This is a genomic window from Nonomuraea sp. NPDC049750 (assembly GCF_040659625.1).
In the GTDB taxonomy this organism is placed as follows: domain Bacteria; phylum Actinomycetota; class Actinomycetes; order Streptosporangiales; family Streptosporangiaceae; genus Nonomuraea.
Genome location: NZ_JBFANB010000008.1, coordinates 23394 through 46583, shown reverse-complemented (window position 1 = coordinate 46583; position 23190 = coordinate 23394). Strand labels below are relative to the sequence as shown.

Below are 23190 nucleotides of genomic sequence, written 5' to 3'. Positions count from 1 at the left end.
TCAGGTTTTGGGGGTGCCCGTGGCGCAATGCCCGACCTTGGTCCCCGCCACCTTCCACTCGGCGCCGGGGAACGGGGACATGAAGTGCGTCAGCAGGTCCACCGCGTAGTCGGGCACCTGGCCGCCGGGGTCGAGCAGTGACACCATCTGCGGGCCGTCCGCGCCGCGCAGCGTGATCGAGTTCGTGCCGTTCGCGGCGAAGCCCGGCTTGGCGTCGACGGTCAGGCAGGCCAGCTGCACGCCCACCGCGCTGATCGCCTGCTTGGCGCCGATGCGGCGCATCCGCTGGTCGTAGCGGCGCAGGGCGAGCGAGGTCACCGGGCCGATGCGGACCGCGTCGCGGAAGATGTCGTTGCCGAGCTTGCGGCTCAGCTTGACGTTCACGTTGACGTCGGGGCGCAGGCTCACCCCGCTCGCGGCGAGCGCGAGGCGGCCGTAGTTCCCCTCGAAACCGGGGGTGATGTAGCCCAGCGCGGGCGGCGCCTTCATCCCGAACGGGATCTTGCCCGGCCTGATCCGCAGCCACGCCATGCGGCGGATGTCCAGCGACAGGTCCTTGATCGTGCTCTTGCCGAGCCCGAAGTCGCCGCCGACCTGGTAGGAGAGGAAGCCGGTGGTGTACGGGATCTCCTTGCTGACCGCGATGCGCTGCCGCGCGACCGGGTCGACGGTCAGCCCGCCGCGCACCTGGACCCGGCCTGTCGGCACCGGCCGGGACACCAGGTCGAGCGACTGGTCCGGGTTCAGCCGCACGGTGGTGTCGGCGGCCAGGTCGGTGACGTCGAGCGACACGTCGCCGAGCCGCCCCGTCCGGTCGATCAGCCCGCCCTCCACGCCGAGGTGACCGTCGAGCGTGTTGACGCCGCCCAGCGCCTTGTAGGTGAGCGTGGGCACGCGCAGGTTCGCGCCGGAGGCGTCCGCGTCCACGCCGAATCGGGCCGGCACGTCGCCGAAGCGCAGCTCGCCGGTGCCCGCCCCGTCCACGGTGACCTTCGCGCTGAGGCGCTTGACGGCCGCGGAGTTCGTGACGCGGATGCGGGTCTGCGCGCCATAGCTGCCCTGTACGGCGACGGCGGCCGGGACCGGGTCGATGGCCACGTGACCGCGCAGGGTGCCCGCCTCGGCCAGCAGGTCGAGCGAGCCCAGCGTCGCGGCGGGCTCGATCCGGTAGTTCGCTTGTATGGCGTTACCCTGCGTCACGTCGAACGGGCCGACGGACATGCTGGTGATCTTGGAGGGCAGTCCGGTGAGCGTGGCCCGCGCCTTGATCGGCACCGGCGCCAGGATCGTACTGGCCAGGTAGACGCCCAGCGAGCGGCGCTTGGGCGTGAATCCGGCGAACGTGAACGTCTTCTTCGCCAGATCCACCGTGACCTGGTCCGGCAGGCCGGACACGTCAAGGTAGCCCTGGACGCCGAAGCAGCCGCGCTCCGTACAGAAGGCGCCCTGCCCGCAACCGGCGGACCCGGCGACGCAGCCGCCGTCCACCAGCGAGATGCCGCCGGGCACGCCCGGGGCGGCCGCCATGTTCTTGAGCGCGCCCGCCTTGCCGAGCCAGGCGCGGGCCGTCACGTCGAGCCGGGACCCCGAGTACGTGAGCGCGCCCCCGGCCGCCGAGACCGCCAGGCGGCCGGGCAGCGGGCCGAGCCTGCCGAGCAGGCCGAAGCGCAGGTCGCCCCGGGTGACATCGGTGTCGAGGGCGAGCGTCTGCCGGGCCGCCTTGAAGTCGGCGGTGAAGCCCTGGTCCCCCGGACTGAACTCGACCGTGCGCAGGCCCTTGACCCGCACACTCGCGTCGAGGTCGCCGGTGGCCTCGTCGTAGTGGGCCGACAGGTGCGGCCCGGCGGGCACCTTGACGCCGTCGTGGTTGGCGAACGCCACGGCCGCCGAGCCGACCGGGCCCGACAGCCCGCGGAAGCGGTAGGCCGCGCCGCTCCAGGAGGCGTCGAAGCGGGCGGGCACGCCGCTCACCTCGGCGGCGGCGGTGATGTAGCGGCCCTTCACGTTCGCGCGGGCCAGCGCGGAGACCGAACGCACCGGGCCGTCCGAGGTCCAGGTCAGGGTCTTGGCGGCGGTGTCGGCCACCAGCTGGACGTGCTTGCGCACCCCCGACACCTCGGCCAGGACGTCCTCGCCCTGGGGCTTGGTGACGTGCGCCTTGTTGGCGTAGATGCGCGCCCTGCCCAGTGTGGAAGAGGAGGCGATGTCGACCGTCGAGCGCTCCCCCAGCTCCCAGCCGGCCTTGACGTCATCGTGCACGCCTTGGATGGTGCCGTCGATCGTGGGCCCCGACCGGGTGTCGGTGTAGGCCGCCCTGATCTTGTCGATCACGCCGCTGGCCTGGTAGACGGCCTTGCGCGCGGCCGGGTCGAGGGTCACGTCGACCTTGGCGGGCGTGTTGGAGATCTCCAGCCTGGCCAGGCGGGTGCCGTCGATGCTGGCGGCGCCGAGGAAGGACCGGCCGCTGGCGCCGACCTCCAGCTGGGCGTGGGGCGCGGCGCCGTACGTGACGTCGAATCCGGACAGGCCGGTCAGCAGCCCGGACACACCGACGGCGTCACCGTTCTTGATCATCGTGACGTGGCTGCCGCGCGGGCTGGAGACGGCGCCTCCGTCGCGCTGCAGCACGACCGCGAACCTGCCGATCTTCGAGCTGGTGGTGTGCGTCACGCGATGCTCGGCCAGGTCGTTCACCAAGCGCACCTTGGCGGGCAGCCCGCTGAGCTCGGCCCGCAGGACGGTCTTGGCGGCGGCCCGGTCGAAGTAGAGCAGCTTGGCCGACCCGGCCCGCGGATGGCCCGAGTCGACGGTCAGGATCTGCTTGCCGTTCGTGGCGGTGTAGGCGGCGGTCATGGACGGCGGGGCGCCGCGCACCTCGACGCTCGCCGCCCGGGCGAGAGCGCCGTCGGCGTAGACGTAGTTGTGCAGCTCGGCGTGGCGGATCGAGGTCGTGCCGCTGAAGCGGAGCCGGGCGCCGTCCTTGCCCCGGGTCAGCCCGATCTTGGCCTTGGTCGGCATCTTGTCCAGCGTCGCCTGGGTGTAACGGCTGCCGCTGACGGCCAGCGCGTCGAGCCTGGCGGCGGCCGAGCTGGTGACGTCCAGGGTGGTCGAGTCGAGGTCCACGTCGACCGCGAGCTTCTCGGTGGCGGGCGTCTGGCGCAGGCTCACCACGCTGCGGCCGGTCAGCCCGGCCACGATCGCGGCAGAGGCTCCGGGATCCGTACGGTCGACGCTCGCCTTCACCCGCTTGCCCGTGAGGTCGACGGTGAAGGTGCCCCAGTCGGCGCCGGACAGCGAACCGCCCCGGTGCAGCCCGTCGAAACCGACCGACACCCGGCCGTCGTACTCCGCCCAGACCTGCGCCTTGAGGTTCGTCTCGGCGCCGGGCAGCCGCCTGACCGCGAAGCCGAGCCCGACGGAGGAGTCCTTGGGACTGGCCGTAGGCACCAGGTCGGCGGCCAGGTCCGGCATGCTGTCCCCGGTCACGTCGGCGGCGGCGGGCACGCCCACCGGGCGGGTGACCGAGCAGGAGACCGGTACGGCCTCGCTCTCCACGCAGAGCCGGTAGGTCAGCGCGGAGACGACCTTCTGGGAAGCGAGCCGGTCGAACAGCCCGGCGACCGGGTTCTTCACCGCCAGCGTGGCCGCCTGGCCGGTGTCGGGCAGCAGCCGCTTGGGATCGGGCCGCTGGGCGCCGACGCGCTTGGCCGCCTCGGCGGTGATCTCGTTGACGAGCGTTGGGCCGGCGGGCGTCGTCACCTCCGGTGCCTGCGGGCCGACGGACTCCGAGCCCGCGTCCCTGCGGGCCGGCGACGCCTCCATCGGCACGTTCACGGCCGCGGGCGCCGGCTGCCGTACGGCGGGCACCGGGCGGATCTTGGGCCCGGCCGCCTGTGCGTTCTGCGGCCGTTCTTTGTTGTACGGCCGTTCGTACGACGGCGCTGCCGCGTGCGCGGTGACGGGCACGACCACCAGGGTCGCGCTGATCATGGAAGCGGAAACGAGCACGCGCCCCAAGGCGTGCCATGGATACCGCACGGAACAGTTACCCCCGAAGCGGTCTCAATCAGCCCATCAGAAACATAAGTCACGACACGACCACACTTCATCACTCACCGTCAAATCGGATCCGACATGGGACCCCAACCTCGGCAAATGTCCGGACAGATGTTCTGGCACGACCTGGCACAACCGGAAAACGGGCGAGCGGGAAGGAACGGCGGCCAAGACGACGACGGCCCGCTCACGCGCTATTCGGTGAGCGGGCCGTTCGGGGAGCGGGCTGTGCTGAGAGCGGGCCGGTGCCGGTTACGGGCGGTTCAGGGACGCCTGAAGCCGGTGATCTCGCGGCCCCCGATGGTGGTCGGCCGGCTGGCGTCGGCCATCCGGTACCAGGCGAGCGCTCCCGCGGCCACCGCCGGCGCGAACTGCGCGCAGGAAAGGATCACCATGGCCAGCCGCGTGCCGAGGAACTCGGTGACGGGACGCAGGGCGGGGCTGAACCGGGCCGCGATTCCGGCGCCCGCGATGGCGGCCAGGCTGACGGCGGAGAATGCCAGCGCGATCTGGTGAATACGGTCGAGGTCCCGGACCGTATCGGACAGCGCGGCGGACAGCCGGCGTGTTCTCTCGGTCAGGTGATTGCCCGCGGCGATGAACTCGACCAGCCTCAGGTCTGCGGAGTCCTTGGCGAGCCCGTCCCAGGACGCGGCGATGGCCTCCCGGACGGCCCGGGTGTCGTGTCCGAAGATCTGTCCGAAGTCGTAGGCGATGTTGTCCCAGGCCGAGATCGCGCGGTCGATGTCCTCGTCCGAAGGCACGATCATGGAGAGCCAGGCGAGTCCGGCGGCCGCCGCCGTATAGGAGAACGCCTTCGCGTACGTCAGGTTCCTCAGCGTGGCCTGGCTCCGCTCGGCGATCTTCGACAGCCTCTCTGCACGAGCCTCAGGACTGGACCGGAAGGTGTTCCACACCGCGGCCCGATCATTGCCCGCACGGAGCAGTGCCTCCTCCTTCTCGTACGCCACGGTGAACCGGGCCGCCAAGCCCGTCGCCGCGACGCCCGCACCACCGGTGAACGACCACGAAAAGGGCGTCTCGAAACTATAGGGATCATCATCGAAGTAGGTTTCGGGTATCTCGGCGGGCTTCGCCTCCTGCGATTCGACCACGGCGGCGAGCACCGTGCGGGCGTTCTCGCTCTCAGCCGTGCTGTAGCCGTCCTCGGTCTTCTTCAGCAGGCCGGCCAGGGTCGTGGCCTCGTTGTCACCGTGGCGGAACTCCTGCTTGAGGTCTTCCCAGGTGTTCATGTACTCGTGCCGGGCAGGCCACTCGCACGCCGCGCTCAGGGCGAACATGCCGAGCGAGACCCGATATGCCGCGTAATATGTCGAGCCCAGACCTTTCGCCGCCGATTCCAGGCTCATCGTCGCGTTCGCGAAGCCGCCCTTCTCGAAGGCGTATCCGTCACGAGCCATGTGATCATCCCATCGCGTAGCGGCTTGTATCGCAACTGTGATCACACGCTATCGGTTCGAGGAGTTCCGCTCGGACGGCGCGGAAGCCGTCGTCGCGGCCGGCCGCGGCCGAGATGTAGACCTGGTCCGCGGTGCCGCCTTCGAGCAGGCGGGCCTCAATCACCCGGAAAACCGGTCGAGGGACCGCGGCCCCGGTGGCTAGCGTGTGCGCGTGCACATCTACCTGGAGACCGACCGCCTGACCCTGCGCCGTTTCACCGAGGCCGACGCCGAGGACCTCGTCGAGCTGCACAACGACCCCGACGTGATGCGCTACCTCAACGGCGGCAAGCCCACCCCGCGCGAGGTGATCGTCGGCGAGACGCTGCCCGTCTTCATCAGCGGCGGCCACTTCTTCGCCGTCGTCGAGCGGGAGACGGGCGAGTTCCTGGGCTGGTTCCTCCTGCGGCCGCCCAAGGACGGCGCCGACGACGAGCTCGAACTGGGCTACCGGCTGCGCAAGTCGTGCTGGGGCAAGGGCTACGCCACGGAGGGCTCACTGGCCCTCATCGACAAGGCGTTCGCCGAGCTGGGCGTCCGCCGGGTCTTCGCCCTGGCGATGTCGGTGCACCGCGGCTCCCGGCGGGTGATGGAGAAGTGCGGGCTCCGCTTCGTACGGACGTTCTTCCCGGACTGGCCGGACCCCATCGACGGCTCCGACCAGGGCGAGGTGGAGTACGAACTGCTCAGATCGGACTGGACGGCCCGCACGAAGCGCTAGGCGCTGAGCGCCGGCGCGGCGGGTCCGCGGCCGAGCAGCAGCGCCCCCAGCCACAGCACGGCCATCCCCACCGCGACCAGCGCCGAGTCACGGCCGACGCCGAGCATCGCCACGGCCAGCACCACGACCCCGGCCGCGACGACCACGGCGCTGAGCGAGGTGGCCCGGTGCAGCACCGCCATGATCCCGGCCAGCACCAGCAGGGCCACGAAGAACAGCTGGGCCCCCACCGAGTACACGACCAGCTCCACCCCGGGATACTCCCGCACCTGGTCGAACATCGCCCGCATCGCCGCCCCGTCCGCCGAGGTGAACCCGGCCACCAGGTCGATGACGAGCTGGGCCACGTTGGCCAGGACGCTGAACAGCGCCACCCCGGTCGCCGCCCACACGGCCGCCTTCTGCCCGCGAGTCGTGGGCGCCGCCATCCGCCGCAGCTCCAGCACCATGACGCCGAACAGCAGGAACCCGAACAACCACACCGCGTGCGCCGCCGTCCACCACGGACCGGGCACGAGATCGCCGCCGATGGGACGCATGAGCAGCCAGCCGCCAAGGAAGGCGGCGGGGCCGGCGGTGAAGGAGGCCCTGGCGACGCTGTTCGCGAGGCTGTTCGCAGGGGTGTCGGTGGAGATCATGCCACCACGATGCCGCGCCGCCCCGGCCCGCATCATCGGTGATCGCCCCTGACCTGTCCCTGGGAATCGCCGACACCATCTCAGGGCAGACCTGGTGTACTGGTCAGACCAGTTGCTAGGCTGGTCGCCATGACGGCATACGACGCGTTGTTCCGCCTGGATGGGCGGCGCGCAGTGGTTATCGGGTCCGGAAGCGGGATCGGGCGAGAGTCAGCGCTGGCACTGGCCGCGCACGGTGCCGAGGTGGTCTGCGCGGACCTGGATCCCGCCGCCGCCGAGGAGACCGCGAAGCGGTGCGGCGGGGCGGCGTCGCGCGGGGTCGATGTCCTCGACGCGGCCGCCGTGCGGGCCCTCGCCGCCGAAGCGCCCGCCGACGTGCTGGTGTTCACCGCCGCCACGAATGTGCGCAAGCGGCTGCTGGACTACTCCGGCGAGGAGTTCGAGCGGGTCGTACGCCTGAACTTGCGAGCCTCGTTCGACGTGGTCCGCGCGTTCGGCGCCGGGATGGTGGAGCGCGGGCGCGGGTCGATCATCGGGTTCGCGTCGATCCGGGCATCGGTGACCGAGCCAGGCCAGGGCGTCTACTCCGCCACCAAGGCCGGGCTGGTGCAGTTGCTGCGCACCGCCGCCGCCGAGTTCGGCCCGTCCGGCGTGCGGGTCAACGCGGTCGCGCCGGGCGTGGTCGAGACGCCACTGACCCGGCAGATCAAGGACGATCCCGCCTGGTACGACGCGTACGCCGCCAAGAGCGCGCTCGGCCGGTGGGCGCGGGCGGAGGAGATGGCGGGCGCCGTGGTCTACCTGGCGAGCGACGCGGCGAGCTTCGTCACCGGCTCCGTCCTGTACGTGGACGGCGGCTGGACCGCCGTGGACGGACGCTTCGACCCGCCCAACTGAGCAGCCGACGCGTGACCGGCGTCGCCAGACCAGGACCCGCAGCATCGGGCCAGGACCGACGTCGCCAGGTCAGGGCCGGCAGAGTCGGCCGCGCAAGGTCTCGCCGACCCAGCTCTCCCAGCGCTCGCGTGACCAGCCGCGCTCCCGGACGAACAGCAGGTACAGCTCCGGGCTGAGCAGCCCGTACAGCACGTCAGCGACCTCCTCTTCCGTCAGGTCCGCTCGAGCGCCCGGCTTGCCGGCCAGCGCCTTGGCCGCCCTTCGCTGGACGACGTAACGCGGGTCGACGTCGTGCGGCCACAGGGCGGCGACCTCGGGGTCGCTCGCGGCCGCCGCCTCCAGTACCTTGCCGATCGGCGCGATCCGCTCCAGGACCGCGGTCGCGCCCGCGACGTAGGCGCGCAGCATGTCCTGGGCCGTGTCGGCGGCCAGCGCCGCGACGTACCACGGCCGGTCCATCGTCGCCACCGGCTCGTCGTCACCCGCGATCGTCACGTCGACCAGTTCCTTCAGCAGGGCGCGCTTGTTGCCGAAGACGAAGTAGATCGTCTGCACCGCGACCCCGGCCTTTTCGGCGACGTCCTGCAGATTCGTCGCGCCGTATCCGTCCTGCGTGAACAGCTCCAACGCCGCAGTACGGATGCGCCGGCGCGTCTCCTTCGCCTTCTCCGCCCGTTTGTTCGGCCGCTTGACATCGCTCATGGCTAGAGTCTATCTCTAGATTACATCGCTAGAAGTCAACTCTAGAGGAATGGTCCAGCCATGTCAGTCATCAGCGTCACCCGTTTCCAGGCCGATCCCGCCGAGGCCGAACAGGTCCGGGCCCGGCACGCGACCCTGGTCTCCGCGGTCAGGGACAAGCTGCCCGGCCTCACCGAGGCGCGCCTCGGCCGGCTCGACGACGAGACGTGGGTCGGCGTCTGGCGTTGGGACTCGGCCGCCAGCCTGCGAGCGGCCCGCCAGACACTGCCCGGCACCGCCGCGGCCACAGCGGCGTTCGGGGTGGCCCGCGACGTCACCGCGGAGGACATCGAGATCCTCGACGAACTCTGACCCCGGTCCCGGACCCGGTCCCGGCCCTGGGACCTGAGACCAGGGCCGGAGCCCCCGACACGCTCACCAGGCGACCGAACCGGTCTGTCCAACCTCGCGACGCCGAGGACCCCACATCCCCTCAGGGCCGAATGATCGCCATCCGGGTCACCGTGAGCTCCTCGATGGCGAAGCGGGGCCCCTCCCTCCCGGCGCCCGAGTCCTTGACGCCGCCGTACGGCATGTTGTCCGCCCGGAACCCCGGCACCTCGTTGACCACCACCCCACCCGCCTCGATCCGGTCGATCGCGGCGAAGGCCGTGGCCAGCGAGCGGGTGAACACGGCGGCGTGCAGGCCGTACCTGGAGGCGTTGACGGCGGTGAACGCGGCGTCCAGGCCGGGCACCGAGCGTACGCACACCACCGGGCCGAAGATCTCCTCGTCCCAGGCGGCGGCCCCGTCGGGCACGTCGGCGAGCACGGTGGGCGCGATGGCCCGCCCGTCGAGCCCGCCGCCGGTGACGAGCGTCGCGCCCGAGTCGCGTACCCAGCCGAGCACCCGCTCGGTCGCGGCAGGGTCGATCAGCGGCGCCACCCGGGTCCGCGGGTCGCGGGGGTCGCCCACGACCACGTCCTTCATCCGCCCGGCCAGCAGCGACAGGAACTCCTCGCGCGCCGGCTCCTCCACCAGCACCCGCTGCACCGAGATGCACGCCTGCCCGGAGGCGTAGTAGCCGCCCCGCACCACCGCCGCGGCGGCGGCCTCCAGGTCGGCGTCGGCCGCCACCACGAGGGCCGCGTTCGACCCAAGCTCCAGCAGTACCTTGGTGGGCGCCGCGCTCTTCGCGATGGCGTGCCCGGCCGCCGCCGAGCCGGTGAACGACACGGCCCCGATCCGCCGGTCCTCGACCAGCGTCCGGCCCACCTCGACGTCGCCAGTGACGAGCTGTACCCCGGCGGGCGGCAGCGCGCCCGACTCGCGAAGAAGATGGACGAGCCAGAGCGTCGCCAAAGGCGTCGCGGGCGCGGGCTTGACGATCACCGGGCAGCCCGCGGCCACGGCCGGGGCGATCTTGTGCGCGGCCAGCAGCAGCGGGTAGTTGAAGCCGGTGATCCCGACCACCACCCCGATCGGCCGCCGCGTCCAGAACCCGATCAGCCCCTCCCCCGACGGCAGCAGGTCCAGCGGCACGGTCTCGCCGTGGAGCCGGGCCACCTCCTCAGCGGCGGTGAGGAGGGTGACCAGCGTCCGCGCCACCTCGACCTGGCAGTCGACCAGCGGTTTCCCGGTCTCGAGTACGAGCAGGCGCTCGAACTCCGCACGCCGTGCGGCCAGGGCGTCGTGGGCGGCCATGAGCGCGGCGCGGCGGGCGTGCGAGGGGAGCGCGGCCATGGCGGGCGCGACCGCCAGCGCGGCCTCGACGGCCTGCCGGGCCAGCGCGGTGGTGCCGACGGGGGCGGCCGTCACCACCGAACCGTCGTACGGGAAGACCACGTCGGCGGTGTCCTCGACCTCGACCCACCCGTCACCCACGGGCAACCCGCCGGGCCAGTTCCCCGGCCAGTCCTGAAATGTCACGCTACTTCCCCCAAGCGCTTGGAAACACGTCTCGATACGCGGGCGCGCCGTCGCGGCCGGTGGCGGCGAGCATGGCGTGCGCCACGGCCCGGCTGAAGACATCGGCCCCGGCGGCGAGCACGTCATGCAGCCCAGCGGCACCAGGCGCGTTCCTCCCGGCACCAACAGGCGCCGGCCCGGCGGCGCCGTCAAAACCCTGGGCGCTCCCGGCAGCGCCTTCAAGGCCCCGGCTGCTCCCGGCCGCACCCTCGAAGCCCACGGTGCTCCCAGCAGCGCCTCCGAGGCCCACCGTGCCGGGTTCCGGGTTGTCCGGCGCCGTAGGCCCGAGGAAGGGGAAGGGGAGGGCGCAGGTGGACAGGCCGAAGATGGTGTCGCCGTCGACCATGGTGTGGGCGGGTCTGATCGCCCGGGCCAGCCCGTCGTGCGCCACGCCGGCCAGTTTGCCGCACTGCGCCTTGGTGAGCGTCAGATCGGTGGCCACCACGCCGATCGTCGTGTTGAACGACGTCACCGTGGCGCCCGGCCAGGCCGCCACCTCGTCCTCACCGGGCTCGCGGAGGTGGTCGAACTCGCCAGGCAGTCCGTAGCGGGTCCCGGACAGCCGTCCGCCGGTGGGGTCCAGCACGGACCCGACGGCGTTGACGACCGCCAGCGCGGCCACGGTGACCCCGGAGGGCAGGACGACGCTGGCCGTACCGATGCCGCCGGCCAGCCCGCCCGCCACGGCGCCGGTGCCCGCCCCGACCGACCCGCACGTCCATGGGTCCGGGCCGTGGGAGTGGGCGGCGGCGTCGTACGCCTCGGCGCCCAGCGAGCCGTCCGGTACGGCTCGGAACGCGCCGCCACGGCCCAGGTCGTAGATGACGGCGGCGGGCACGATCGGCACCACTCCGCCCTCCACCGGGAAGCCGATCCCCGCGTCCGCCAGCCGGTCCATGACCCCGCAGGCGGCGCTGAGCCCGTACGCGCTGCCGCCCGTCAGGACGATGGCGTGCACCCGCTCCACCAGGTTGCGCGGGTCGAGGAGCTCGGTCTCCCGGGTGCCCGGCGCGGCTCCCCGCACGTCCACCCCGGCCACCATGCCGCCGGGCGGCGCGAGCACGACGGTGGTCCCCGTGCGGTAACCATCGCCCACCCGCTGCGCGTGCCCGACCCGCAGCCCGGCGACGTCCACCAGCGAGTTCGTCGCCCCGGCCGTCACGACAACGCGCGGCTGAGCTCCGGCAGCCACGCGAATCGGGCCTGACCCGCCCGTCTCACCACGGACCGGCTCTCCCCCGGCCGTCACGACGCGGACCGGGTCAGGAAGCGCCAGGCCGCCTCGGCGAACACTCGGGTGCATCGCACGATCTCCGCCACCTCCACGTACTCGTCCGCCTGATGCGCGATCCACTTGCCGCCCGGCCCGTACACGACCGACGGGATCCCGCCCCAATGCGTCAGCACGGTGCCGTCCGTGGATCCGGGCACGCCGCCGTAAACGGGCGCGGCACCCGTCACGTGCTGGTGCGCGGCGGCCAAAGCGACCACCACGGGGTCGGAGACGGGCACGTCCACCGGCGGCCGGTCCACCAGGATGGACACCTCCGCCGCGATCCCCTCGAAGGCCGCCAGCGCGGCCACCCGCTCGGCCACCGGCTTGTGCTCCACGCCGGGGATCGTCCGCACGTCGATGAAGACCGACGCGGTCGCGGGAATGACGTTCACCTGCTCCTCGGTCCCGGCCCGCACTACGGTCGGCGTCACGTACACCTCGCCGAGGTGCTCGTGCGCGGGGTGCAGCCCCTGCAGCTCCGTCTCCAGCGCGCGCAGCGCCACCAGCAGCGCCCCGACCGCCTGGACGGGGTTGCGGCCGTGCTGCGGCATCGCGCCGTGCGCCATCTTGCCGGTGAAGTCGACCCGCAGCCGCAGCGCGCCCTTGGCGACCGCGCAGATCTCCCCGGCCTCAGGTTCGGCCACGATGGCCCCGTCCACGTCGGCCGCCAGGCCGGAGGCGACGAAGTGGTGGGCGCCGAGCATCAGGCCCTCCTCGTCGGCCAGCGCGCACACCTTGATCCGCCCGGGGAACGGCCCGGCCAGCTGCAGGGCACGGGTGGCGTAGAGGGTGGCGGCCAGGCCCGACTTCATGTCCGCGCTGCCGCGCCCCCACAGCCGCCCGTCGCGGATCTCCCCGCCGAACGGGTCCACGGTCCACGTCGACAGGTCGCCCTCGGTGACCACGTCGGTGTGCCCCTCGAACATCAGCGTCGGCCCGTCACCCCCGCCGCCCTCGACCACGGCCACGACGTTGGGCCGGCCGGGCGCGGCCTCGTCCACGACCGGCTCCCATCCCCACTCGCGCATCTTGGCGGCGACCAGCTCGGCGGCGGGCCGCTCGTCGCGGCCGCGCGCCGGGTCGTTGGTGCTCGGGATGCGGACCAGCGCCTGGGTGAACTCCACGACCCCGACCTCATCCACCTCGATCACAGCAATCCCTCCAATGTCGGTACGGCCTGCGGCAACGTCCGCGTGCAAGCGTGCGGCGGCGCGGCCCAGACCTCCTCCACGGGCCCGGTCTGCACGATCGAGCCGCCGTTCATGACCGCGACGCTCTACCTGTCGGCTAGTGCACTGGTCGGACCAGTAGGCTACGCAGATTGCCAGTCCGCGGCGGCTCGGGTCAAGGGGCCTTCATGGGTGCTCCGCCCGGCGCTACTGGAGTAGCCAGGTGTTATGTTGCGGTCGTGGCGCGCGAGGATCCCGACGGACTGACGGAGGCGTTCCTTCGCGAGCCCCGTCGTTACACCAGCCACCAGGTCGCCGACATGGCCGGTGTCCCGGTCTATCGCGCCCGCAGGTTCTGGCGCGCCTTGGGTTTCGCGAACGTCGCCGACGACGCCGTCGAGTTCACCGACTCCGACGTGGCGGCCCTGCGGACGCTGCTCGGCATGGTGAGCGACGGGGTCTACGACGAGGAGCACGTACTCCTGATGGCCAGGTCCCTGGGCCGGGCGACGGCGCGGCTGGCCGAGTCGCAGGCCGAGCTGGGCGCCGACGCGCTCGACCAGGCGGGCGTGCCGCTGAGCGAGCGGCCGCGGGCGTGGCGCAGGCGGGCGGATCGGGTGATGCCCGACCTGGCCCGGCTGCTGGTCTACGCGTGGCGGCGCAACCTGGCCGCCTCCGCCCACCGGCTGGCCGAGCAGGAGACGAGCGCGGCCCGGCTGACGGTGGGGTTCGCCGACCTGGTCGGGTTCACCAGGCTGAGCAGGCAGATCACCGAGACGGAGCTGGCCGGGCTGGTCGACAGGTTCGAGGGCCGCTCGGCCGACGTGGTGACCTCGGGCGGCGGGCGCATCGTCAAGACGCTGGGCGACTCGGTGCTGTTCGTGTCCGGGAAGGCGCACGAGGCGGCGGAGATCGGCCTGCGCCTGATCGAGACCCACGCCAAGGACAAGGGCATGCCGCAGCTGCGCGTGGGGCTGGCCGTGGGGCCGGTGCTCGGCCGGATGGGCGACGTGTTCGGCACCCCCGTCAACCTGGCCAGCAGGCTGACCGCGCTGGCCTATCCGGACACGATCCTGGCGGGCCCAGAGATGGCCGAGGAGCTGGAGGGCGACCGGGCCTTCGAGCTGCGCCCGGTCAGACGCCTGTCCGTACGAGGGCTGGGCGAGCTGGTCCCCTTCACGCTCAGCCGCCAAGTGGACGGGGCAACCTAGGTCCGCACTCGATGCGTCCCTACCGTCGACAGGCGTCGACAGGCGACGACAGGCGACGACAGGCGACGACAGGAGGCGGTACGTGGCGGACCGGGGGATATATCAGGACTTCGTGGTCACTCGATCGGATCGGCTGTTACGCACGGCGTACCTGCTGACCCACGACTGGGCGAGCGCGGAAGACCTGCTCCAGGAGTCGCTGGCCAAGGCGTGGTTCGCCTGGGCCCGTGTGGAGGAGCCAGAGGCGTACGTGCGCAAGGTCCTGGTGACCACCTACACCTCGTGGTGGCGCAGGAGATGGCGACGTGAGCTGCCGAGCGACGATCTGCCGGACACCCCGGCAAGCGATCCGGTCTCCGACGACCGCGACGCGCTGTGGCAGGCCGTCGGCCGGCTTCCCGCCAGGCAGCGGGCGGTGGTGGTGCTGCGCTTCTACGAGGACCTGCCGGTGACGGAGGTGGCCCGGCTGCTGGGCTGCGAGCCCGGCACGGTCAAGAGCCAGAGTGCCAAGGCGCTGGCCAAATTGCGAGTGGACGAGACGATCGTGAAGGAGCTGCACCGATGACCGTTCATGACCTGCGGGACGTCCTGCGCGAGCACGGTGACGGTCCATCCCCCGCCAACCTGGCCCGGCACGAAGAGATAGCGGCCCGCATCCGGCGGATCCGCCTGCGCAGGCGGATGCTGGGCGGCGGCGGGGTGGTCGCGGTGGCGGCGGCCGTCGCGCTGGGCGTCTCCCTTCTCCCCGGGCTTCTCCCCGGGTCGGCGGAGACGCGGCGCGGGCCCGCCGCCGAGGCCACCGCCACCCCCACGGGGCTGACGGGCTTGCTGCCGGAGCAGTTCACCGCCTCGGACGGCACGAAGTACCGGCGGATCGCCATCACGTCGATCAAGAGGACCGGGCCGACCAAGGTCTCGGTGACGATCCCGGTCTCCGGCAAGCCGCTCGACGTCGCAGCGGTCTGCGCGGGGCCGAACAAGGGCGGGGTCAGGGTGTCAACGAGTGCCCACGGGCCCGCATCCGCAATCTTCACCAGGTGCTCGAAGCGCATGGAACTGCAGCCGCTACCGGTGCCCGGCTCCACGAGCGGCACGAAGCTCACGGTCACGTTCGATGCGATCGACTGGGACTGTACGTCGCGAAACGGCAAGTGTGTGCAGCCGAAGACCGTCCCCGGCGCCTGGTCGCTGGCCGTGTACGAGTGGACGCCACCCGCGCGGCCGGTTGAGCCACCGCCGTTCAAAGAGCTGCCGGACCACGTGGGGAAGGCACAGCTCGCGGAGAGGAAGACCGGCGTCTGGCCGCAGGAGAGCTCCGCCACGTTCAAGGTGCGAGGCAAGGCCGGCTTCGCCGCCGTGTGTACCGGAGACCTGGCCGGGCGCCTGCTGTTCAGCTTCGAGGTGGACGGCCGGCAGCAATTCGGCAGTCGCTCCTGCTCGTGGGAGGGCAGCGCATTCCCCTCGGCGGTGAGCGACTTCGCCAACCCCACGGACCGGACGACCACCGTCAAGGTCACCTGGACGATGCTGGGCAGCGGCACCAACCGCCCGGTCCGCTGGTCGTTCGGCGTCTACCGGAAGTAGTCACGCCCCGGTTCTGTTACCGACATACGTGATGAAGCTTTCGATCCTCGATCGCTCCCTCGTCCGCGAGGGGCACGACCCGGCGACGGCGCTGCGCGACACCGTCAGGTTCGCCCGGCAGGCGGAGGAGCTCGGCTACCACCGGTTCTGGGTCTCGGAGCACCACAGCGTGCCGGGGGTGGCCGGCTCGGCGCCGACCGTGCTGGCCGCCGCCGTCGCCGCGGCCACCGACCGGATCCGGGTGGGCACGGGTGGCGTGATGCTGCCCAACCACCGGCCGCTGGTGGTGGCCGAGCAGTTCGGGGTGCTGGAGGCGCTGAACCCGGGCCGCGTCGACATGGGGCTCGGCCGCTCGGTGGGCTTCACCGGCGGCATTCGCCGGGCGCTCGGCCATGGCAAGGAGGACGCCGACGACTTCGGCGGGCAGCTGGAAGAACTGCTCGGCTATTTCACCGGGGACCAGCGGGGGCATCCCGGTGTGCACGCGCTGCCCGCCGAAGGGCTGCGGCCGCAGGTGTTCGTACTGGCCATGGGCTCAGGGGCGGACATCGCCGCCGAACATGGGCTGCCGATGGTGATCGGCGGCGGCGGGGCCCGGCTGCGGGAGGCGACCTCGCGCTACCGCACCGGGTTCCGCCCCTCGGCCTGGGCGGCCAGGCCGTATGTCATCGTGGCGGCGAACGTCGCGGTCGGTGAGACGGGCCGCGAGGCGGAGCTGCTGCAGGTGCCGGAGGCGTGGGCGACCGCGCGCTCGCGCACGAGTGGCGCCTTCCCTCCGCTGTCCCCGGCCGAGCGGGTGCTGGCGGCGGAGATGACCGAGCGGGAGCGGGCGCTGTTCGAGGAGTCCCGCAAGGGGCAGATCCACGGCACCGCGCACGAGGTCGAGATCGAACTCGGCGCGCTGGTCGAGCTGACCGGCGCGGACGAGGTCCTGGTGACCATGAACAGCTTTGACCTGGACCGGAGGCTCGATTCCTACCAGCGGCTGGCTCGGATAGCCGAGCGAGTACGAATTCGATAAAGCTTTTTGGCAATTGACTTACTTGCGCGCCCATCCCTTGGTCAGATAGTCACATTTTGTCACCCTCGCTGACCACTCCAAGGGGGCTTCATGGGGCGCACCCGATTCATCGGAATCGCGGCCTTAATCATGGCATTACCGTTTTTGTCCGCCATACCGGCGCAGGCCGACCCGAAGGCTCCGCCGGCCAGCGACATCCGAGAGCTCTCCCGTAAGGACTTCAAGCTCGACGGCAAGCCCGTGGACGTGCCCGCCAAGTACGAGGCCAAGGCGCGGGCCAAGACGAAGGCCGCCGCCGACACCCCGCCGGTCGGCACGGTCCGGCAGTGGCTCGGACTGGACGACTTCAACGGCACGCTCTACCGCAAGGACTACACGCTGCGCGGGGTCGGCAACAACATCGAGGTCTGGGTCGCCAACGACCTGTCCTTCCCCGCCGGTGACTGCCGGGCGCAGATCGCCAACTCCACGCAGGTCACCGACGCGCAGGTGGCGGACCTGGTCACCCAGTTCGACACCAACATGTACCCGAAGGAGACCGCCACCTTCAGCACGCCGCCGGACCGCGACGGCACCAACGCCGTCCTCGGCCCCGACGCCAACGGCAACGGTGGCGTCTACACCGGCGGCGGCAACAAGACCGTCACCCTGGTCGACAACGTCAGGGACGACAACTACTACAGCTTCCCCGCCGCTCCGACGTACATCGCGGGCTTCTTCTCCAGCCAGTTCAACGAGCTGCTGGACCGCAACGTGATGACGATCGACGCCTTCGACTGGGCGCACCGCACCGGCGCGAACCCGCCCGACGAGCCGACCGCCGACCTGTGCACCTCACGCCCGGCCCGGCCACGCCAGTACGAGGGCACGTTCGCGCACGAGTGGCAGCACCTGGCGCACTACTACACCGACCCGCTCGAAACCACCTGGATGAACGAGGGCCTGTCGGACTTCGCGATGTCGCTGGTCGGTTACTCCAACCCCAAGGCGACCGTCAACGAGCGCGGCACCGACACCCACATCTACTGCTTCCAGGGCTTCGGCATCGTCCAGACGCCGTACAACACCAACCCGCGCGACTGCGGCGGCCCGGAGAACTCGCTCAACATCTGGGGTGAGGGCGCCAACGCCAACGGCGTGCTGGCCGACTACGGCAACGCCTACTCGTTGATGGTGTTCCTGTACGACAGATACGGCACGGCGTTCATGTCGGGGCTGCACCGTGACGGCACGCTGCAGGGCCTGGCGAGCCTGAAGGCGAACCTGGCGGCGGCGGGCGCCAAGAACATGTACCAGGTGATCCACGACTTCCAGACCTCCACCCTGGTGGACCGGATCGTCGGCGGCACCAAGGGCGTCATGCTCGGCGTGCCCAAGAAGCGCGTGACGACCGCCAGCCTGAACGCCACCGTCAACCTGGCGAACCCGGCCACCTACAAGACCGCCGGCGCCGCCCCCAACGGCGCCGACTACGTGCCGCTGCAGAAGGCGGACGGCAAGTTCCTGCGTGGGGCGGACCTGCGCTCGCTGTCGTTCGAGGGCGCCAAGAACCTGCCCGCCCAGCCGCTGACCTGGACCGTCGTCTCCGACGACCCGGACCGCGCGGGCAACCCGGTGCTGTTCTCCGGCAACGCCAGCAACACCAACGCCGCCGCCGTCACCAAGGTGACCGTCCCGGCCGCCGACCCGACACTGCGCTTCCTCGCCAAGTACGGGGCGGAGCAGGGATTCGACTACGGTTACGTGATCGTCTCCACCGACGGCGGCAAGACCTACACCTCGATCCCCGGTGACAAGACGGTCACGGGCCCGCTCGGCCCCGGCGTCAACGGCACCACGACCGGTTTCGAGCCGCACACCTACAGCCTGTCGGCCTACTCCGGCAAGGAGATCCTCCTCGGCTTCCGCTACGTCAGCGACGGCGGGGTCAACGAGGGCGGCTGGAAGATCGACGACATCACGGTCGGCGCCACGGCGGTCAGCGACGGCTCGTCGCTCGACCCGTTCGACTCGCCGACCGAGGTCTTCCCGACTCCGGTCGAGAACTGGAACGTCCGGCTGATCGGCCTCGACGAGAAGCACTCGGTGGCGCTGCAGCTGGAGTCCAACGGCAAGAACAGCGTCAGCCTCAACCGGCTGCAGCTGGCCACGATGCTGCCGTTCCCGACGGTGGTCGCGGTCGTGGCCTACGACGACTCGACGGAGCAGGTGGGCCAGTACGCGCCGTACACGCTCAAGGTCAACGGCGTCGTCCAGCCCGGCGGAAAGTGAGGGTATGACCTGAGAGCGCCCGCCGCGTCTCGCGGCGGGCGCTTTCGTGTTCCCACCGCGGGTTAGGATCGCCGAACATGGTTCGGTTCTTGGTCCGGTGGAGATGAGGATGTGCTCATGACGACTCGCCAGCATGCCATCGGCGACCTGCTGCGGCGCTCGGCCGCGCGGTTCCCCGCCAAGACCGCGATCGTGTACGGCCAGGCGCGGTGGACCTACGCCGAGCTGGACCGGGCGGTGAACCGCATGGCCAACGCGCTGGCCGCCCGGGGCGTGAGCAAGGGCGACAGGTTCGCCCTGTTCAGCCATAACAACGACGTCTTCGTGGTGGCGTACTTCGCGCTGGCCCGGCTGGGCGCGATCTCCGTGCCGATCAACTTCATGCTGGGCGCCGATGAGGTCTCCTACATCCTGCGGCACGCGGGGGCGACGGGCCTGCTGGTGGAGGAGGCGCTGCTGCCCGTGGCCGAGCGGGCCGTCTCCGACGGCGTCGCGGTGCGCGGGGTGATCGGGCACGCCGAAGGGTGGGAGCCGGTCACGAACTGGCTGGCGCACGACGACGACACCGAGCCCCTGGTGGAGATCGCCGACGACGACCCGATCCAGCTCATGTACACCAGCGGCACCGAGTCCAGGCCCAAGGGCGCCACTCTGTCCAGCCTCGGCCTGATCGCCCAGTACACCTCGTGCGTGATCGACGGCGAGATGAGCCCCGCCGACGTGGAGGTGCACGCGCTGCCGCTCTACCACTGCGCGCAGCTGCACTGCTTTCTCACGCCCGGCCTCTATCTCGGCGCCACCAACGTGATCCTGCCCGGCGCCGATCCTGCGGCCATCCTGGCGGCGATCGAGGCGGAGGGCGCCACCAAGCTGTTCTGCCCGCCGACCGTCTGGATCGGCCTGCTGCGCCACCCCGACTTCGACCGCCGCGACCTGTCGTCACTGCGCAAGGGCTACTACGGCGCGTCGATCATGCCGGTCGAGGTGCTGAAGGAGATCGCCGCGCGGCTGCCGGGGGTGCGGCTGTTCAACTTCTACGGCCAGACCGAGATGGCGCCCGTGGCCACCATCCTGGGCCCGGACGAGCAGCTGACCAGGCTCGGCTCGGCGGGCCGTCCCGCGCTGAACGTCGAGACCAGGATCGTCGACGACAACGACGAGCCGGTGCCGCCCGGTGTGGTCGGCGAGATCGTGCACCGCGGCCCGCACGCCATGCTCGGCTACTGGAACGACCCGGACAAGACCGCCGAGGCGTTCCGCGGCGGCTGGTTCCACAGCGGCGACCTGGGCGTACTGGACGCCGACGGCTACCTGTCGGTCGTGGACCGCAAGAAGGACATGATCAAGTCCGGCGGCGAGAACGTGGCCAGCCGGGAGGTCGAGGAGGCGATCTACCAGCACCCGGCCGTCGCGGAGGCGGCGGTGTTCGGGGTGGCCGACCCTCGGTGGATCGAGGCGGTGACGGCCGCCGTCGTGCTGCGCGAGGGCGCCGGCCTGACCGCCGACGAGCTGATCTCCTTCCTGCGGGTACGGCTGGCGGCCTTCAAGACGCCGAAGACGGTGGTGTTCGTGGAGTCGCTGCCCAAGAACGCCAGCGGCAAGGTGCTGAAGAGGGAGCTGCGTGACGCGTTCTGACATCCGGGGCCGGCACGGGCGTGACCGGCTACGGAGCCCGGTCTGAGCGGCGCTGTCCCAGGCCGGAGCGGCTATTTGCCTATTTGCCGAGCCGGTCGGCGGCGATCTGCCGGATGACCACGCGCTGGATCTTGCCGGTGGCGGTCTTGGGGAGTTCCTCCAGCACCAGCACCTCGCGCGGCCGTTTGAAGGAGGCCAGGCCGTCGCGGCAGAAGGCGATGAGCTCCGCCGCGTCCACCGTCTTCCCGGCGGCGGCCACCACGCAGGCGACCGGCTTCTCCAGCCCGTTCGCGTCGGTGACGGCGACGACCGCGGCCTCGCCGACCGACTCGTGCTGCAGCAACCGGGACTCGACCTCCATCGGCGACACCCAGATGCCACTCGCCTTGATCATGTCGTTCGAGCGGCCGAGGCACTGGTAGACGCCGTCGGCGTCGCGTACGTAGGTGTCGCCGGTGCGTAACCACTCCCCTTGGAACACCTGCCGGGTGGTGTCGGTCCGGCACCAGTAGCCGGTGGCGATGGAGTCGCCGCGTACGTACAGGTGGCCCGGCTGTCCGTCGGCCACTGGACTGCCGGCGTCGTCGAGCAGCTTGCACTCATAGCCGGGTACGACGGTGCCCGAGGTGCCTGGCTTGACCTGGCCTGGACGGTTGGAGATGAAGATGTGCAGGGCCTCGGTCGAGCCGATGCCGTCGATGATGTCGACGCCGAACCTCTCGGTGAAACGCCGGTAGATCTCCGCCGGCAGCGCCTCTCCCGCCGAGGCCGCCAGTCGTACCGAGGAGAAGGTGTCGTCAGGCGCGTCGGAGGCGAGCAGGCCCGCGTAGAACGTCGGCCCGGCGAAGAACAGCGTCGGCCGCTCGGCCACCACCCGCGCCACCACCCCCGGCGGCGTGGGCCTGAAGGGGTCGAGCACCGTCGTCGCGCCCACCGACAGCGGGAAGAACAGCGAGTTGCCGATGCCATAGGCGAAGAACAGCCGGGCGACCGAGAAGCACCGGTCCTCCGGCGTGATGCCCAGGACCTGCCGGCCGTAGGTCTCGCAGACGTCCCTGATGGCGCCGTGCCGGTGCATGGCCGCCTTCGGCGCGCCGGTCGTACCCGAGGTGTAGAGCCACAGCGCCGGCGAGTCCGTCCAGGTCTGGTACGGCTCGCCCACCGAACGGCCGGCGTCCACCACGTCCGCCAGCGAGCACACCGGGACGCCGACGTCCGCGTCGGAAGCCGGGACGACGTCGGCCGCCCGCTGGCCCACGTTGCCGGTCAGGACGAGCAGGGCGACCTCGGGCGCGTTGGCCAGCGCCACCCTGACCGCCGGCTCGTACTCGGGCGTCGCCACCACCACGCGGGCCCGCGAGTCGCGGATCAGGGCGCCGAGCTCCACGCCGTTGTACATGGTGGACAGCGGCACCGCGACGCCGCCCATGCGCATGACGGCCAGGATGGTGACGAGCGTCTCGGGGCGGTCGGACATGACGAGCGCCACGCGTTCCTCGGGCCGGACGCCGACCACCCGCAGCCCGGAGGAGAGCTCACCGACACGGGCCGCGAGCTGGGAGTATGTGAGTGTGCCGGCCGAGCCCGCGACCGCGGTGTGCGCACCGCGACCGGCTTCGACCTGACGATCCACGAGATAGAGACTGGCGTTGAACGACTCCGATGACATGGTCGTCCTTACAGGGAGGGAGACACGCCGTACGAGAATCTTCTATACAGAATTGATGCATCGTCAACTACTTGTAGCATTGAATCAGACTCCCGCCTCCAAAGGAGGATAAATGGCCAGGCTGCCCCGCCACCATCAGTCGAGCGCGAGATCGATGCTGCTGACGGTGCTGGGCGAGCATGTGCTGCCCTCCGATGAGCCGGCGTGGACGTCGGCGCTGCTGCACGTGATGGGCGGGCTCGGGGTGGAGGAGAAGTCGGCCAGGCAGGCACTGGCGCGGATGGCCGCCGACGGGTGGATCGTATCGGCGCGGTCCGGGCGGCGGGTGCGATGGTCGCTGACGCGGCGCGGCCGCGAACTGCTGACGGAGGGGGCCGAGCGGATCTACGCGTTCGGCCGCGACCGCGAGCCGTGGGACGGCCGCTGGGTGGTGCTGATCGCGAGCGTGCCGGAGTCCAGGCGCGAGCTACGCCACCGGCTGCGTACCGGTCTGACGTGGGCGGGCTTCGGCAGTCCCGTGCCCGGGGTGTGGGTCAGCCCGCACACCACCCGCGAGGCCGAGGCCAAGCAGGTCGTCGAGGGGCTGGGGCTGGAGGTGGCGGTGTTCTCCTTCAACGGGCCCTACGCGGGGATCGGCTCCGAACGGACGCTGGTGGAGCAGGCCTGGCATCTGGGGGAGCTGGCGGCGCACTATCAGGGGTTCATCCAGGAATTCGCCGGCATGCGGCCCGAGCCGGGCGATCCGGTGCTGCTGGCGCAGGTCCGGCTCGTACACGAGTGGCGGCGCTTCCCGATGCTCGACCCGCGCCTGCCCCTGGAGCTGTCGCCGCCGAACTGGATCGGGGTGCGCGCGGCCAACGTCTTCAACGACCTGCACGGCACCTGGCTGGCGGGCGCGCGGCGGCAGTGGGACGAACTGCGGAACATGTGAC

At 71.2% G+C, this 23190-nt stretch carries 19 protein-coding genes; 11 read left to right on the top strand and 8 right to left on the bottom strand.

All coding sequences use genetic code 11. The features are described from left to right. Complete coding sequence (locus AB0J16_RS22325) at positions 1-3990, bottom strand: hypothetical protein (protein ID WP_358542384.1); 3990 nt, start codon at positions 3988-3990, stop codon at positions 1-3. Between the two features lie 329 nt (positions 3991-4319). Further along, complete coding sequence (locus AB0J16_RS22320; RefSeq protein WP_358542381.1) at positions 4320-5477, bottom strand: hypothetical protein; 1158 nt, start codon at positions 5475-5477, stop codon at positions 4320-4322. Positions 5478-5514: 37 nt separating this feature from the next. Here AB0J16_RS22320 and AB0J16_RS22315 point away from each other — a divergent pair, with 37 nt between their 5' ends. Continuing rightward, positions 5515-5679, top strand: coding sequence for a hypothetical protein (locus tag AB0J16_RS22315; protein ID WP_358542378.1), 165 nt, complete (start codon positions 5515-5517; stop codon positions 5677-5679). 9 nt (positions 5680-5688) lie between these two features. Next, positions 5689-6237: a GNAT family N-acetyltransferase gene (locus AB0J16_RS22310; protein ID WP_358542375.1), complete on the top strand. Its 549-nt coding sequence runs from the start codon at positions 5689-5691 to the stop codon at positions 6235-6237. Here AB0J16_RS22310 and AB0J16_RS22305 read toward each other — a convergent pair. Continuing rightward, positions 6234-6875, bottom strand: a complete 642-nt coding sequence (locus AB0J16_RS22305) for a hypothetical protein (protein ID WP_358542373.1) — start codon at positions 6873-6875, stop codon at positions 6234-6236. The two genes, AB0J16_RS22310 and AB0J16_RS22305, sit on opposite strands and share 4 nt — an antisense overlap. A 129-nt stretch (positions 6876-7004) precedes the next feature. On the opposite strand from AB0J16_RS22305, the gene AB0J16_RS22300 reads away from it, so the two are divergent. Then, complete coding sequence (locus AB0J16_RS22300; RefSeq protein WP_358542370.1) at positions 7005-7772, top strand: SDR family NAD(P)-dependent oxidoreductase; 768 nt, start codon at positions 7005-7007, stop codon at positions 7770-7772. Positions 7773-7841: 69 nt separating this feature from the next. Here the strand turns inward: AB0J16_RS22300 and AB0J16_RS22295 are convergent, their stop codons facing one another. Beyond that, positions 7842-8474: a helix-turn-helix domain-containing protein gene (locus AB0J16_RS22295; protein ID WP_358542368.1), complete on the bottom strand. Its 633-nt coding sequence runs from the start codon at positions 8472-8474 to the stop codon at positions 7842-7844. 60 nt (positions 8475-8534) lie between these two features. Between AB0J16_RS22295 and AB0J16_RS22290 the strand changes: the two genes are divergently transcribed. Continuing rightward, the gene (locus AB0J16_RS22290; RefSeq protein ID WP_358542365.1) at positions 8535-8825 is read left to right on the top strand and encodes an antibiotic biosynthesis monooxygenase; all 291 of its coding nucleotides are present in this window, start codon (positions 8535-8537) and stop codon (positions 8823-8825) included. A gap of 121 nt (positions 8826-8946) precedes the next feature. Here the strand turns inward: AB0J16_RS22290 and AB0J16_RS22285 are convergent, their stop codons facing one another. The 3 genes from AB0J16_RS22285 to AB0J16_RS22275 are packed head-to-tail and all read right to left on the bottom strand — an operon-like array spanning position 8947 to position 12849. After that, positions 8947-10383, bottom strand: coding sequence for an aldehyde dehydrogenase family protein (locus tag AB0J16_RS22285; protein ID WP_358542363.1), 1437 nt, complete (start codon positions 10381-10383; stop codon positions 8947-8949). Between the two features lies 1 nt (position 10384). After that, complete coding sequence (locus AB0J16_RS22280) at positions 10385-11614, bottom strand: P1 family peptidase (protein WP_358542360.1); 1230 nt, start codon at positions 11612-11614, stop codon at positions 10385-10387. A gap of 53 nt (positions 11615-11667) precedes the next feature. Next, complete coding sequence (locus AB0J16_RS22275) at positions 11668-12849, bottom strand: M20 family metallopeptidase (RefSeq protein WP_358542358.1); 1182 nt, start codon at positions 12847-12849, stop codon at positions 11668-11670. A gap of 257 nt (positions 12850-13106) precedes the next feature. Between AB0J16_RS22275 and AB0J16_RS22270 the strand changes: the two genes are divergently transcribed. The 6 genes from AB0J16_RS22270 (at position 13107) to AB0J16_RS22245 (ending at position 20589) form a co-directional block, all read left to right on the top strand. Next, entirely contained in the window at positions 13107-14078 is a 972-nt protein-coding gene (locus tag AB0J16_RS22270; RefSeq protein ID WP_358542355.1) for an adenylate/guanylate cyclase domain-containing protein, read from the top strand. Between the two features lie 82 nt (positions 14079-14160). Continuing rightward, complete coding sequence (locus AB0J16_RS22265; RefSeq protein ID WP_358542352.1) at positions 14161-14643, top strand: SigE family RNA polymerase sigma factor; 483 nt, start codon at positions 14161-14163, stop codon at positions 14641-14643. Beyond that, complete coding sequence (locus AB0J16_RS22260; RefSeq protein ID WP_358542349.1) at positions 14640-15662, top strand: hypothetical protein; 1023 nt, start codon at positions 14640-14642, stop codon at positions 15660-15662. The genes AB0J16_RS22265 and AB0J16_RS22260 overlap by 4 nt, the downstream gene beginning before the upstream one ends. Before the next feature lie 31 nt (positions 15663-15693). Continuing rightward, entirely contained in the window at positions 15694-16683 is a 990-nt protein-coding gene (locus AB0J16_RS22255) for an LLM class flavin-dependent oxidoreductase (protein WP_358542346.1), read from the top strand. Positions 16684-16827: 144 nt separating this feature from the next. Further along, on the top strand, positions 16828-18954 hold the full coding sequence (locus tag AB0J16_RS22250; RefSeq protein WP_358542343.1) for a choice-of-anchor J domain-containing protein: 2127 nt from the start codon (positions 16828-16830) through the stop codon (positions 18952-18954). A gap of 117 nt (positions 18955-19071) precedes the next feature. Then, positions 19072-20589, top strand: coding sequence for an acyl-CoA synthetase (locus AB0J16_RS22245; RefSeq protein WP_358542340.1), 1518 nt, complete (start codon positions 19072-19074; stop codon positions 20587-20589). Positions 20590-20668: 79 nt separating this feature from the next. Here the strand turns inward: AB0J16_RS22245 and AB0J16_RS22240 are convergent, their stop codons facing one another. Beyond that, on the bottom strand, positions 20669-22258 hold the full coding sequence (locus AB0J16_RS22240; RefSeq protein ID WP_358542338.1) for a benzoate-CoA ligase family protein: 1590 nt from the start codon (positions 22256-22258) through the stop codon (positions 20669-20671). A 112-nt stretch (positions 22259-22370) separates the two neighbouring features. On the opposite strand from AB0J16_RS22240, the gene AB0J16_RS22235 reads away from it, so the two are divergent. Next, entirely contained in the window at positions 22371-23189 is an 819-nt protein-coding gene (locus AB0J16_RS22235) for a PaaX family transcriptional regulator C-terminal domain-containing protein (RefSeq protein WP_358542335.1), read from the top strand. Position 23190: the final 1 nt, after the last annotated feature.

Bases quoted from the DNA above. Each gene is read 5' to 3' on its own strand.
- AB0J16_RS22320 (WP_358542381.1), bottom strand. From the start codon at position 5,477: ATGGCTCGTGACGGATACGCCTTCGAGAAGGGCGGCTTCGCGAACGCG.
- AB0J16_RS22235 (WP_358542335.1), top strand. From the start codon at position 22,371: ATGGCCAGGCTGCCCCGCCACCATCAGTCGAGCGCGAGATCGATGCTG.
- AB0J16_RS22240 (WP_358542338.1), bottom strand. From the start codon at position 22,258: ATGTCATCGGAGTCGTTCAACGCCAGTCTCTATCTCGTGGATCGTCAG.
- AB0J16_RS22305 (WP_358542373.1), bottom strand. From the start codon at position 6,875: ATGATCTCCACCGACACCCCTGCGAACAGCCTCGCGAACAGCGTCGCC.
- AB0J16_RS22300 (WP_358542370.1), top strand. From the start codon at position 7,005: ATGACGGCATACGACGCGTTGTTCCGCCTGGATGGGCGGCGCGCAGTG.
- AB0J16_RS22325 (WP_358542384.1), bottom strand. From the start codon at position 3,990: ATGATCAGCGCGACCCTGGTGGTCGTGCCCGTCACCGCGCACGCGGCA.
- AB0J16_RS22260 (WP_358542349.1), top strand. From the start codon at position 14,640: ATGACCGTTCATGACCTGCGGGACGTCCTGCGCGAGCACGGTGACGGT.
- AB0J16_RS22255 (WP_358542346.1), top strand. From the start codon at position 15,694: ATGAAGCTTTCGATCCTCGATCGCTCCCTCGTCCGCGAGGGGCACGAC.
- AB0J16_RS22245 (WP_358542340.1), top strand. From the start codon at position 19,072: ATGACGACTCGCCAGCATGCCATCGGCGACCTGCTGCGGCGCTCGGCC.
- AB0J16_RS22295 (WP_358542368.1), bottom strand. From the start codon at position 8,474: ATGAGCGATGTCAAGCGGCCGAACAAACGGGCGGAGAAGGCGAAGGAG.
- AB0J16_RS22290 (WP_358542365.1), top strand. From the start codon at position 8,535: ATGTCAGTCATCAGCGTCACCCGTTTCCAGGCCGATCCCGCCGAGGCC.